Origin of the sequence: Shewanella sp. SM74 (assembly GCF_025653725.1) — a bacterium.
In the GTDB taxonomy this organism is placed as follows: Bacteria; Pseudomonadota; Gammaproteobacteria; order Enterobacterales; family Shewanellaceae; genus Shewanella; species Shewanella oncorhynchi.
Genome location: NZ_JAKKRZ010000007.1, coordinates 235,689 through 249,804, shown reverse-complemented (window position 1 = coordinate 249,804; position 14,116 = coordinate 235,689). Strand labels below are relative to the sequence as shown.

Sequence of the window (14,116 nt, the reverse complement as noted above, 5' to 3'; positions counted from 1 at the left end):
AAATTCCCATTAATCCTTTTGCCCCTAATCATGGCATTCACATCCCATTTGGTGAAAGCCGATTGGACTAAAACATTTATAGAAGGTGTAAACAATTACGATAGAAACGGTTCAATTACCTTCAACAGTTCTTATTTATACAATGCCCCTAATAATGCTGGTCGTTGGTATAGTGACTTGCCAACTTATAACTATTTTCAAGGAGGAAACAGCTTTGACGATTTGTGTGTAACATCTAATAACTCCTATCGTTGGTGCCGTGCTGGAGATTATATTGCAACTTTACCTTCTAATCGTATTGATTTCTCTCAATGTTCATCTTCAAGTGCTGTAAATGTCGGCCCTCCAACATGGAATAATACAAAAATTGATATCGTTGAAGGTGAATATAATCGTATTTTACTGGAGGGCGGTTCTGATAAGACAATTCGTTTTGTGAGTGATGGTGGCATATATAAAATGAAGTCCCTTACAGCTACTTCGGGTCGAATCGAACTGGCTGCAGGGCAATATTGGATTGAAACTTTATCTATTAATGACGGTGTAACTCTGGTCTTTCCATCAACTGGTACTGTGTCATTTTTTATTAAGAATAACTATAGACATTACAACTTAAATACCATTGGACAGCCAGAAAAATTTCTCATATATAGCTATTCAAATTTCACTCTCAATGGAGGGGCATCTCTTAAATCCTATGTTGTTGCAGAAGGAAATGCGGTGCTAGACGGTAGTTCTTATTTAGAAGGAGCTATTACGGCAAGAAATATTAGTTTAGGTGGCAACAGTAGTATTAAATTTGATGATAATGCTGCAAAGATTGATGTTGTTCCAAATTGTAATCCTGCGCCCGTTTTACAGTGCTTTAATGATCGTTTCTCTCTGGGTGCTTTAAGCAATGACTGGGTGGTTTCACGTAGTAGTGGTTCGTTTACTCCTTCGGTTGTTAGTGGGCGTATGCGCTTAACAGAAGCGAAATCAGATCAATCCACCGCCTCGACCTATCAAAGATTATTCCCAGCAGCCAATAACTTAGTCGAGATCCAGTTCGATCACTATGCCTATGGTGGTACTGGTGCCGATGGAATTGCAGTGGTGTTATCAGATGCCGCCATTACGCCCCAGCCCGGTGCCTTTGGCGGCCCCTTAGGTTATGGATTTAAGCCCGGCATTAGCGGCTTTGCTGGCGGCTGGTTGGGTATTGGGATCGATGAGTTTGGTAACTTCTCCGGCGAAGGCGGCAGTTCTAATATCGGCCAACGTCGTCAATCTGTTGCGGTGCGTGGCTCTGGTACTGGCACCTCAGGATACCGTTATTTGAAGGGGACTTGTAACAATGGCAGCAGTAATACCAATGGCAACTGTTTATCTCCCACGGTCGATGGTAACAATGTCTCGCCAGCCTATAGATATAAAATTACTATAGATTCGCAGGTTTCGGGCCAGTCGATAGTGAAGGTTGAACGTAATACGGGGTCGGGGTTTGTCACCTTAATCCCTGCTTTTAATGCGATTGCACAATCAGGGCAAGCGGCGACCCCCAGTGACTTCTTGATGTCACTTACGGGATCTACTGGTGGCTCAAATAACAATCATGAAATTGATAATGTGCAAATTTGTGCCTTGAAATCTAACCCTATTGGCGCCCAAATCGATCATTTTGAGTTTGATCATACCGGGCAGGGATTAACCTGTAATCCCGAAACCGTGACGATTCGAGCCTGTGCCAACGCCAGTTGTAGCCAGCTCTTTACCGATCCTTTGACGGCAACCTTGTTACCCGAATCCGCCTCCGAAGGAATATGGGTTGGCGGTAATCAAGTGAGTTTTAGTAATGGCAGTACTCAGTTACAGTTAAGACGTAATATCCCAGGTAAAGTGACCTTGGGTGTAAAAGGCTCTAATCCCACCACTAAACCATTAAGCAAAACCCTTTGTAGAGTTGGCTCAGGATCCTTGAGCGAGAATGCTTGCTCACTGGCTTTCGCCGACAGTGGGTTTATCTTCGACGTGCCCGATAAATTGGCCAATAAACCTATTAATGTGTTGGTCAAAGCGGTGAACAAATCCGATGAGACTCAGCAGTGTGTCCCAAGCTTCCAAAGCCAGACTAAAACGCTGAATTTCTGGAGCAGTTACCAAACGCCAAGCGCGCCTATCTCGCCTAAAGCCGTCACCATCAACAATACGGCAATTAGCACATCAAGTGCCTCGCCTACGGCGGTGAACCTGCTGTTTGATACCAACGGGCAAGCAAGCATTTTAGTCAATTACCCTGATGCAGGTAAATTACAATTAGATGCAAAATATACAGGTACTGGTGATGAACAGGGCTTAGTCATGGCCGGTTCAGACCAATTTGTCAGCGTACCAGCGGGATTGTGTGTTAAGTCTGTAGATGCCAATGCTAGCTGCTCAAACGCGAATATGACGTGTAATGTTTATCGTAAAGCGGGTCAAACCTTTGGCATGACAGTACAAGCGATGGCATGGGAAAAAGATGGCGATCCGGACTTTTGTTCGGGCAACTTACCCACGCCTAACTTTAGTGATGCGCAGATGAAGCTTGCCAGTAAAGTCGTTGCGCCAAGCATTGCCAACGGCGGACTTGATGGGGCGTTAGGCGTGGCATCCTACAGCCACTCGGCGCAGGCCAATAATCTCAATACCATCAGCAATCAGACCATCAGCGAAGTTGGAGTATTCCAAATTGCAGCGCAGGCTAGCCCAAATTATTTAGGGACGGCAAGCAGCTTAAATATTCCAATTGGATATTCAGCTAATATTGGCCGTTTTGTGCCCGATAGATTTTTAATCAGTAACGTATCGGTCATACCTGCCTGTGGCGGCTTTAGCTATATGGATCAGCTGTTCCCTATGTCGATGGAGCTCAGTGCTTTAAATATCGCGGGGGATATAACGAAAAACTATTTCCCGCCATTTTCCCTCGCCACTGCCAAATTAGTGGGAGAAAACAACAATAATGGTGTTGATTTACAGAGTCGCTTAAGTGCCTTACCTATAAAGGCTGATAGTTGGAATCAAGGTGTGGCGACGGTCGATGCTTCTTACCAAGCTAACTTTAGTCGGGTGACCCCAAATGTGGCGACGAATCTGTATCAGGATGGCCCCTTTGAGCTGCTCGATATTGGCGTGCAATTGATGGATAACGATCCTCGGCCGAATGGGCTTTACAGCTATGTGGCCTCACCAGACATGGATGCGGCATCTACAGGCACTTGCACTAACTGTAATGCTAAGAAAATCAGCACTCAAACCCTTCGTCATGGCCGTGTGGTGATGGATAACACCTATGGTCCTGAGACAGAAATACTGCGTATGCCGACTCGAGCCGAATATTGGAACGGCAGCAGCTGGGCCTTAAATACTGCCGATAACTGCACAACGGCAGTGTATGCTTTGGGTTCGCAGGTTGATCATTCCGCTCTGGGTTACAATTTTGATCCCGACTTAGTGGCGGGACAAAGTGTTGTGCGTTCTGGCGGGACTGCAACATTCCAAGCTGGCCAATTTGAGTTGCTTTGGCAAGCCGTTACAACAAGTGGGTTGCCATACCGCGGCCAAGTGACGGCGCCCTTGGATGTGCCGACATGGCTAGAATGGTACTGGAATTGGAATGGCGTATCGCCAACAGAGGTCACTGAACCGCGGGCAAGTGCGTATTTTGGTCGTTATCGAGGGCATGACAAAATAATCTATTGGCGTGAGGTAAACTAATCTGAGTTCTTTCTCTCATTAAATTGAACTCAGGCTTTCCCTTGAAATGGGCTGCCATTTCACTTATTGGAAGTCGACGAAAACGCTTGTAACAGATTCTAAATGCAATGCCTTAGTTTGATATTTGTTGCTGAATTGTGTGTTCACTCGTTTTTTGTTGCTGATATTATCGTCAATAAACAGTATTTTCCGCTTAAATACTGTTTTTTACGTGGTGATTTGAAAAAAAATCACCTCATTAGCGATTGTTAACCTCATCGGTCTTGTGGAATCAGGGTGGCATTGATAAAGTTAGCTGATTTTTCTTTTCTTCTGACTCCACAGAATACAGGCTAGTTACATGTTTAAGAAGCTACGCGGCATTTTTTCTAATGATCTATCGATCGATTTGGGTACAGCTAACACATTAATTTATGTTCGTGGCGAAGGCATAGTCCTCAATGAGCCTTCTGTTGTTGCTATACGTGGTGAGCGTAGTGGCTCCGGTCAGAAATCTGTTGCCGCGGTCGGCACAGAAGCTAAACAAATGCTAGGCAGAACGCCTGGCAATATCCAAGCTATCCGCCCAATGAAGGACGGTGTCATTGCAGATTTTTATGTGACGGAGAAAATGTTGCAGCACTTTATTAAACAAGTGCACAACAATAGTTTTTTTCGTCCAAGTCCACGCGTGCTTGTGTGTGTGCCCGTTGGTGCCACTCAAGTAGAACGCCGTGCTATTCGTGAATCAGCCATGGGCGCTGGTGCTCGCGAAGTGTATTTAATTGAAGAGCCAATGGCAGCTGCGATTGGTGCGGGTTTACCCGTATCTGAAGCGACCGGCTCTATGGTGGTGGATATCGGTGGTGGTACCACTGAAGTCGCGATTATTTCACTTAATGGTGTAGTGTATTCGTCTTCTGTACGTATCGGCGGTGATAAGTTTGATGATGCGATCATCAACTATGTCCGCCGTAATTACGGGAGCTTGATTGGTGAAGCTACGGCTGAGCGTATCAAGCACACTATCGGCACTGCTTATCCTGGCGATGAAGTGCTCGAGATCGAAGTCCGCGGCCGTAATTTGGCAGAAGGTGTACCTCGTAGCTTTACACTGAACAGCAATGAAATTTTAGAAGCCTTACAAGAGCCATTATCTGGCATCGTAAGTGCTGTGATGGTGGCGTTAGAACAATCTCCACCAGAATTAGCTTCAGATATTTCTGAGCGCGGTATGGTGTTAACTGGCGGCGGCGCTTTATTGCGTGATTTAGACCGTTTATTAATGCAAGAAACCGGAATTCCTGTAATGGTGGCGGACGATCCATTGACCTGCGTAGCACGTGGCGGTGGTAAAGCCCTCGAAATGATTGATATGCACGGCGGCGATCTGTTCTCCGAAGAAACCTAATTTAACTTCGGTATGGGGCGGTTAATCACCGCCTTAGCTTTCCTATGAAGCCAATTTTTGTTCGTGGTATTTCAAACCAATTCCGTCTGACACTGGCAATTATTTTGTCGGTGGCTTTGCTCGTTGCTAATCATCGCCTCGATCCTGTACGGCAATCGTTATCCTCTTTTTTTAGTCCATTGCAGTATTTAGCGAGCGTGCCCGGTGTTGCGCTTGACTGGTCGTCTGAAAGTTTTGCCACCCGCAATATGTTAGCGTTGCAGAATAAAGAGCTGCTCAGGCAGCAACTGCTGATGAGTGAACGCTTACAGCGTTTCGAACACTTACGCCAAGAAAATGAACGTTTACGCGCACTGTTGGGCTCACCAGCCTACCTTGATTCGCGCAAAATGGTGGCTGAAGTATTGGAGGTTGCTAGCGATCCTTTCCATCACTATGCGGTGCTAAACCATGGTTCACGCAGTGGTGTATTTGTTGGGCAGCCTGTGGTCGACGCCCAAGGGGTTGTTGGCCAAGTGGTACAAGTCAGTGAAATGACCAGTAGGGTGCTATTGCTCTCCGATGTATCACACGGATTACCTGTGCGTATCACCCGTAATGATGTGCGCCTTGTTGCCAATGGTACGGGTGAGCTAGATGAAATAGAACTGCGCCATGTGGCCAAGAGTACTGACATTCGTGTCGGCGATTTGCTGGTCACCTCAGGTTTAGGGAATCGTTTCCCAGAAGGTTATCCGGTCGCGCGGGTAATGGAAGTGTTGACTGAAGATGGTCAAAGTTACGCTCGAGTCACCGCCCAGCCTTTAGCGGCGTTAGATCGTATTCGTTATTTATTGTTGATTTGGCCATCCCCCGATTCTGGTGTGACTTTACCGAGTCAGCCTACCGTGCCTGCTGCGGATCATTCATCGAGCGATAATGTATCAAAAGCAGATAGCGCTGTTCCTGCTGGCGGAAGTGTCACGCCAGCAGAGGCTTCTAAACCTGTGACCGCGCCTGCGACCAAACCGTCAACGGAAACCACTCCTCCTGTGGCTGAGGTGCATTAATGAGTTTTCAGGCCGCCAATGGGCGCTTTATTGTTTGGGTGACATTATTTATCGGCGTGATCAGCCAGATCATGCCTTTGCCAAGTGCTGTTGATGCTTGGCGTCCAGACTGGCTATTAATGATTGTTCTCTATTGGTCTATCGCATTACCCCACAGATACAACATCTTAACCGCATGGGTTTTAGGCCTAGTATTAGATATTTTATTGGGAGCCACCTTAGGTGTGCGCTCTTTAGCCATGTCTTTGGTTATTTATATTGCTATCTTGCATTGCCAGCGTTTGCGAAACTTCCCTCAATGGCAGCAGTCGTTAGTGATCATGCTACTGATTTGTATTTATCACTTAGTGATTTACTGGGTTGAATTTGTGATGCAAGAGGCTGTTTTCAAAACGGATCTATTTTTACCTGCGATTTCAGGATTAGTGATCTGGCCTTGGATATTTTGGATTTTACGTCGGGTTCGACGTCATTATAAGGTTCGTTAACTGTGGATTTAGTTTTAGCTTCAACTTCGCCACGTCGCAAAGAATTATTGGCACAGATTGGATTCGGTCGTCCTGAGTTTAGTTTCACGCAAGTGGCACCTGATATTGATGAAACTGTGCAACAGGGCGAAGCGCCAAGGGATTATGTACGACGTTTAGCCGCTGAAAAAGCCCAAGCTGGACTGGCATTATGCGCAGATATGTCACAGCCTGCTGTATTAGGTTCTGATACTATCGTAGTGCTTGAAAATCAAATATTAGGCAAACCGCTGGATGTGGCCGATGCTAAGCAAACGCTCAGTGAACTGTCTGGCCGAACGCATACTGTGATGACGGCTGTGGCACTGACCTACAAAGCAGGCGAGTCTGACTCAACCTTAAAAATCTCAGTGCGCTTAGTTGAAACACAAGTGCGTTTTTGCGCTTTATCGACAGCTGACATTGAGGCTTATGTGGCTTCAAAAGAGCCCATGGATAAGGCGGGCAGTTATGGCATTCAAGGGCTCGGCGGTTGCTTTGTGGCTGCAATTGAAGGCAGTTATTCTGGCGTTGTAGGTTTACCTCTGGTTGAAACGCGTGAGTTGTTAGCCGAAGTTGGCTTTATTTAACTGCTGCTGGTTGCTTATATTGCGATTTTGGCTTGAGGTTAGAATGAACCTTATTGGCGTTTAGGGCTCTGAATCGAGTACTCCAATGACGTTGACCTTGTTCCTTTATTCGGTTTTCATGCTTAGAGAGTTTGTAACTTCGATTAATTAATCTAGTTTCCCGAATGGGGTGAGTCGTGAATACCAGTCGCTTAAATCCAAATAAAATACAGCGCAAGATGGGTTCAGAATTACTGATCAACGTAACTCCATCTGAGGCGCGCGTTGCTTTAGTTGAGCATGGTGTGCTGCAAGAAGTCCATATTGAACGCCGTATGAAACGGGGTTTAGTGGGTAATATTTACAAAGGTAAAATCAGCCGTGTGTTACCCGGTATGCAAGCCGCCTTTGTCGATATTGGCTTAGATAAAGCGGCTTTTTTACATGCGTCCGACATAGTGCCACACACTGAGTGTGTCGCCGATGTTGAGAAAGGTCATTTCGTTGTTCGTGATATCGCCGAGTTAGTCCGTCAAGGGCAAGACATTATGGTGCAAGTGGTTAAAGATCCGCTGGGCACTAAGGGCGCACGCCTAACGACCGATATCACGCTGCCTTCCCGTTATTTAGTCTTTATGCCAGGTTCTAGCCATGTTGGTGTTTCCCAGCGTATTGAACTAGAAGAAGAACGCAGTCGCCTCAAACAAATTACTTTGCCCTATGTTGATGATGACGGTGGTTTTATTATCCGCACCGCCGCCGAAGGCGTAGGGGAAGATGAGTTATCCCAAGATGCGGCATTTTTACGCCGAGTTTGGTCAAAGGTGAGTGAGCGACGTAAACGCAGTGGTGTGTCGCTCCTGTATCAAGATTTAGCCTTACCTGTGCGCATTGTGCGTGATTTTGTCGGTACTGAGCTGGACCGTATTCAAGTGGATTCTCGCCGCACTTTTGCCGAGTTGCAGTCTTTTGCGCAGGAGTTTATGCCAGAGATTGCCGATAAGATTGAGCATTATTCAGGGCCTGCGCCTATTTTTGATCTCTACGATGTGGAGAACGAAATTCAACGTGCACTCGGCCGTAAAGTCGAGCTCAAGTCTGGTGGCTATTTGATCATAGATCAAACCGAAGCCATGACGACTGTGGATATCAATACCGGCGCCTTTGTGGGGCACAGGAATCTTGAAGAAACCATTTTTAATACCAACCTCGAAGCGACCCAAGCGATAGCGAGGCAGTTACGTCTGCGTAATCTCGGCGGCATCATTATTATTGATTTTATCGACATGATGACGGCGGATCATAAGGCTCGTGTTCTTAGCAGCTTAACCAGCGCTTTGTCTAAAGACAGGGTGAAAACCAATGTGAGTGGTTTTTCGGGGTTAGGTCTAGTCGAAATGACCCGTAAGCGTACCCGAGAAAGTTTAGAGCATGTCGTCTGTGGCGAATGTCCGGCCTGCCATGGCACGGGGAGCATGAAGACAGTCGAGACGGTTTCCTATGAGGTCTTTCGCGAAATAATCCGTTTAAACCGTGCCTACGATGCTGATGAGTTCCTGTTGTACTGTTCGCCTGCCGTGTATCAAAGTCTGCATACCGATGATAATCATCTTATTGCTGAACTTGAGGTTTACATAGGTAAGCGCATCCGTTTGCAAAATGAGCCTATGTACTCACAGCACAAATATGATGTGGTGATGATGTAGTGGCTACGCTTTTTACTGCAAAAAAATTTAGCCGTTTTTGTTGGCAATTTCTGGCGCTTATTTTGGTCTTGTTTGCGCTTGCCGTCAGTTTGATCCGTGGCTTATTACCGCAGGTTGATGAAGTTCGCCAGCAACTGGTGAATTACGTAAAAAGCGAATATAAAGTCGATGTGCAAGTGGGGGAATTATCCGCCCATTGGCAGGCATTTGGCCCTGCAATTAACATCGATGACTTAGTGATCCCGCCACAGGAACAACTGCCTGTGACCTTGATGATCAAGAACGTACAAGTGAAGTTAGATTTTTGGCAATCGCTGCTCACGCTCACCCCGCGAATCGAAGATGTTATTTTTGAGGGTGTCCATGTCGCTTTAGACATGGATAAACTTACCGAGAACGATCCCGCCACAATTAATAAAGCCCCGCAACTCGATTGGCTCTATGCCCTATTACTCAAACAACTCGATAGATTCTCCTTAACCAATGCCACAGTGCAATTGCTGAGCATGCACCAAGAGTTTCGCCCGATCCATATTCGTCATTTGAACTGGCGCAATCAGGGTGAACGTCACCGCGGTGCGGGAGAATTGTATCTTGATAGTCATGCCTCTAAGCATGAGTCTCTCGGATTACAGTTAGATATCAATGGCGATGGTGCAAATCCCGACAGTTTGACTGGGCAGATTTATTTGGCGGCTAACTCTTTAGACTTAGGTGAATGGGCTTCACGTCAACCTAATCCCTATGATTCCACTCAAAAGTTACCCTTAGAAGGGGTTGTCAATCTTAAGGCTTGGCTTACGTTTGCCGACCGCAGCATCAGTTCTGCTATGGTTCATTTTGAGCCGAGCTGGCTGCAATGGACATTAAAGCAAGAGCCGCAGAAATTTGAAATTCAAGCGGGCGATATTGTTTGGCAGCCAAAGGCGACGGGTTGGGAAGTACAAAGTTCAGGACTGGATTTTGTCACCAATGGTGAGCATTGGCCGGCATTAACGCTGGCCGCGAAGCGTCAAAACGATGAATTATTTGCCTATGTGAATCAAGTTAATACTCAGAGTCTATTGCCGCTGCTGCCGCTATTTCCTGGAGTCGATAGAGCCGTATTACGTCAATGGCATGCGTTAGCTCCAGAGGCTAGTATTGGACCAATCCGCCTGTATCAAAAAGCCGACCAGCCTTTGCTCGCCAGTACCGAAGTGAAGCAGTTGCATTGGCAGAAGGTTGACGGTATTCCCAATACTCATCCTGTCGATGTGAACCTTCGCTGGCAAGATAAGACGTTGTATTTCTCTCTACCTGAACAAGTGTACACCCTCGATTTTGGTGATGAATTTTCGGCGCCATTAGTATTCAATGGTGCGTCAATTGATGGTCAATTCGATACTGAACATCTGAGTTTAAATGTGCCTCAGTTGCAGTTTGAAAACGAAGATATCGGCGTTGATGCGGCATTGAATTTGGACTTTAGCGGTGCTGCACACATGGCGCTGGCGGCCAATGTTCGTATCAACAATGTGGCTAATGCCGACAAGTATTTCCCCAATAAGGCGATGGGTGAATCACTGGCAGAGTATTTGGATACTGGGCTTAAAGCGGGTCAGACCCAAGATGCGCAAGTTGTTTGGCGTGGTTCGTTAAGTGGTTTTCCCTTCGATGATAATAGCGGCGTGTTTCAGGCAGCATTTACCTTAACAGATGCCAAATTTCAGTTTCAACCCGACTGGCCAGCGGTCACAGATCTGTCCCTTAACGCTTTGTTTGAAAATACCCGCATGGATCTTTGGTTAAACCAAGGCAAGCTGATGAATGTGGATGCCACAGGTGCCCATGTATTTATTCCCGCCATTGGTGAACAGACGCTGCTAAGGATTGAAGCCGAACTTGCTACTCAAGGCAGTGCGGCGACTAAGGTGTTACAAGCCTCACCTTTGGCGAACTCAGTAGGTAAAACCTTAGATGTCGTGCAAGGTGCTGTCACTGGCACTTTAGACATCAGCATTCCACTGTATGAAGGTGAAGCCGAAGATATTCGTGGTCAAATCCGTTTTGATAATACGCCTGTATATATTGCTCAGCCAGGGCTTCAACTTCATGGCGTGACTGGTGTAGTCGACTTTGCGAATGAAGTTGTGACAGGAAAAGGCATCAAAGCGCGCTTGTTCGAACAACCGCTCAGTTTAACTTTCGACACTCAGCCTAAAGGTAAAGATTTTGGCCTTAATCTTTCGCTGAAAAGTCGTTGGGATCTCAGCCGTCTCCCCGATGAATTACACAATCCCTTGAGCGATTTTTATCAGGGAAAAATCAGTTGGGACGGTGCTATGACTATGCTATTTACTGAGCAAGGTTATCAAATCCAAGCCAAAGTGACTTCGGATATGCTGGGGACGCAACTGTTACTCCCAGGATACTTTGCTAAACCCGAAAATGAACCACGACCTTTAGTCGCTGAGTTTGTTGGCGATCAAGATGATGCGACGCTTGATGTCAAGCTTGCCAGTCATGCCGAGTTTATCGGTGGTTTCGATGCCGATAAAGGTGCAAATTTTAGTTATTTTGACTTGTTATTGGGGCGTTTATTCGATGAGGATGAAGCCAGAAATACAGAACAAGGTCATATTCAAGTCGATCTCGGTAAGGCCAAATTAGCCGAATGGTTACCTGTGATTAATGCCTTTGTTGGTCAAGAGAAAATACCGAAAACGGGCATTTTAGTAGATGATATTCCCCATAAAAGTTTATTTCCCGCGGTGGCGAGTATCGATTCTCATATCGGTCGGCTCGATCTTTTAGGGCAACAACTGACGGAGCTTAGGCTTAATGCTAAGCCTAACGAGACGGGATGGCGTTTTAATACCGTTGCCAACGAATTTGACGGTTGGATCGATTTCTATCCAAATTGGAAAACTCAAGGTCTCAAAGTTGTGGCGAATAAATTTTATTTTTCACCTGAGGTAAAGTCGAACACGGATGCCGATTTTGCCAGTGATCAAGTGCTCACTAACTTGCCGCCCGTGGCAGTGAATGTGGAAGATTTTCGTTTCTTCGATAAATCCTTTGGAAAGCTTGTTTTGCAGGCGAGCCCACAAGCGGCAGGATATAAGATTCAAACATTGTCTTTGACTACGCCCAATGTCAATTTGCAGGGCAGTGGCATTTGGCAACAACAGGCTGGACAGAATAAAACTGACCTCAGTGTTGAGTTAAATGCCACTCAGTTTAGTTATCTATCTGCTCAATTGGGTATAGAGCCTGGCGTTAATGAAGCCCCCTTGAAGGTGAATGCGGACTTATCTTGGCAAGGTGCTCCCTATGCCTTCTCCCTCGAAACCTTAAATGGCAAGGTGAAATTCAACTTAGGCAAAGGCCACTTATCTCAGGTGAGTGACAAGGGCGCACGGATTTTCTCCCTGTTCAGTTTAGATTCTTTGGTGCGTAAACTGTCGCTGGATTTCACCGATGTCTTCGGTCAGGGCATGTATTTCAACTCTTTCAATGGCAATCTGCAGATTGATAATGGCGTGGTGAAAACCACTGATACTGAAATGGATGCCATCGCGGGTAATATGAAGGTGCGTGGCTATACGGATCTCACTACTGAAAGTTTGAATTACGATATCCGCTTTGTGCCGCAATTGGCCTCAAGTGTGCCGACTGTCGTATTGCTCAGTACCAGCGCTTGGACACTGGGTCTGGGGGCCTTTGCCCTGACAAAAGTGCTTGAGCCTGTGATTGAAGTTATTTCAGAAATTCGTTTTCGGGTGACAGGGACTATGGCAGAGCCTGTGGTCGAAGAGTTAGAGCGTAAGAGTAAAGAGATTGAAATTCCAGAATCTATTTTACCTGTGGTTGGCGTTGAGCGTCCAGCGGTGCCGACCGAAGCCGCGAGTCATAACGCCGATATCACTCAGCCGGTAGAGACTAAATCGACCGAGGCTCAATTAACAGAAGCTAAGCCAACTGAAACTAAGTTAACTGAAGCTCAGTCAACTGAAGTCAAACCAAGCAACGCTAAATCTGAGCCACAGCTTCAAGCAACACAACCAGAAGCGCTCGAGCCACAAGATGTTAAGCCTGAAGAGGCCAGATCTGAAGAATCAAAATCAGAAGAGCTAAAGCCAGCAACAGATCAAATTAAAGCGCCCGACTTAAAGCGGGAGCAACCTCAAGCGACGCCTTCGCCTGAAGCGCCGAACACGCCTGCCACACCAGAGAATCAGCCAGTAGTAGAACCGATTAAGCAAATTCAGGGAGATCAGAATGCACATCAGCCTGTTGCAATGTCAGAGCAGTCGCGACGTCAGCGCCAATCTGCAGTTTATCGAATCGCAGCTTAACGAACTCAAACGGGATGCCGATGCGCCCCATTTAGTCGTGTTACCCGAATGCAGTTTACTGTTTGGTGGCCATGAAAGTCAGCAACTTGCCTATGCGGGCGATGTCCATCAGAGTCCGCTCAAATCGGCGTTAAGTGCACTGGCCGCCAAGTATCGGGTGTTTATGGTCGCGGGGACTATTCCGGCGTTGGCTGAGGATGGTCGTGTCTATAGCCGCAGTTATCTGTTTGATGATAAAGGTGATACTTTAGGGCATTACGATAAACTGCACCTTTTTGATGTGGATGTTGCCGATGGTACAAAACAATATCGCGAGAGCGAAACCTTCTGCCCCGGTGATCACATTAGCGTTATCGATACACCTTTTGGCAAAATTGGCTTAACCATCTGTTATGATTTACGCTTTCCCGACTTGTTTAGGGCGATGCGCCTTGCGGGTGCCGAGATTATTACTGTCCCTTCTGCCTTCACTAAGGTGACGGGGGAAGCCCATTGGCAGGTATTGTTACAGGCAAGAGCGATTGAAACCCAATGCGTTATTCTTGCAGCAGCTCAGTGGGGACAGCATAACGAAGGCAGTCGAGAAACTTGGGGGCAGAGCATGATAGTCGGTCCTTGGGGGAATATTTTGGCTGAACTTAAAACTGGTACGGGTTGGGTACAGGCTGAGGTCGACTTAACCGAACTGCACAGTATTCGCAGTAAAATGCCCGTCATGCAGCATAATCGTTTCCTTGAACCAAGCTTGAAATAATGTGCCAGTAGCCAGCAGACGAGTTGAAATGCTGAATTTGCGCTTGAGCCGATATGCAGCATTA

At 46.5% G+C, this 14,116-nt stretch carries 8 protein-coding genes; all 8 read left to right on the top strand.

All coding sequences use genetic code 11. The features are described from left to right. Positions 1-30 precede the first annotated feature (30 nt). Positions 31-3,738, top strand: coding sequence for a DUF6701 domain-containing protein (locus L5M49_RS09995; protein WP_263265963.1), 3,708 nt, complete (start codon positions 31-33; stop codon positions 3,736-3,738). 340 nt (positions 3,739-4,078) lie between these two features. Beyond that, positions 4,079-5,128: a rod shape-determining protein gene (locus L5M49_RS09990; protein ID WP_105251284.1), complete on the top strand. Its 1,050-nt coding sequence runs from the start codon at positions 4,079-4,081 to the stop codon at positions 5,126-5,128. Between the two features lie 44 nt (positions 5,129-5,172). Beyond that, positions 5,173-6,177: a rod shape-determining protein MreC gene (gene mreC / locus L5M49_RS09985; protein WP_263148058.1), complete on the top strand. Its 1,005-nt coding sequence runs from the start codon at positions 5,173-5,175 to the stop codon at positions 6,175-6,177. Continuing rightward, complete coding sequence (mreD, locus tag L5M49_RS09980; protein ID WP_105251286.1) at positions 6,177-6,665, top strand: rod shape-determining protein MreD; 489 nt, start codon at positions 6,177-6,179, stop codon at positions 6,663-6,665. The genes mreC and mreD overlap by 1 nt, the downstream gene beginning before the upstream one ends. Before the next feature lie 2 nt (positions 6,666-6,667). Then, entirely contained in the window at positions 6,668-7,273 is a 606-nt protein-coding gene (locus tag L5M49_RS09975) for a Maf family protein (protein ID WP_263192960.1), read from the top strand. A 218-nt stretch (positions 7,274-7,491) separates the two neighbouring features. Continuing rightward, complete coding sequence (gene rng, locus L5M49_RS09970; protein ID WP_168825804.1) at positions 7,492-8,958, top strand: ribonuclease G; 1,467 nt, start codon at positions 7,492-7,494, stop codon at positions 8,956-8,958. Further along, positions 8,958-13,298: a YhdP family protein gene (locus L5M49_RS09965; RefSeq protein ID WP_263265962.1), complete on the top strand. Its 4,341-nt coding sequence runs from the start codon at positions 8,958-8,960 to the stop codon at positions 13,296-13,298. Before rng ends, L5M49_RS09965 begins: the two co-directional genes overlap by 1 nt. Continuing rightward, positions 13,222-14,052 carry a carbon-nitrogen hydrolase family protein gene (locus L5M49_RS09960; protein ID WP_168825669.1) on the top strand — a complete coding sequence of 277 codons (831 nt, stop codon included), beginning with the start codon at positions 13,222-13,224 and terminating at the stop codon, positions 14,050-14,052. The genes L5M49_RS09965 and L5M49_RS09960 overlap by 77 nt, the downstream gene beginning before the upstream one ends. The last annotated feature ends 64 nt before the right edge of the window (positions 14,053-14,116 follow it).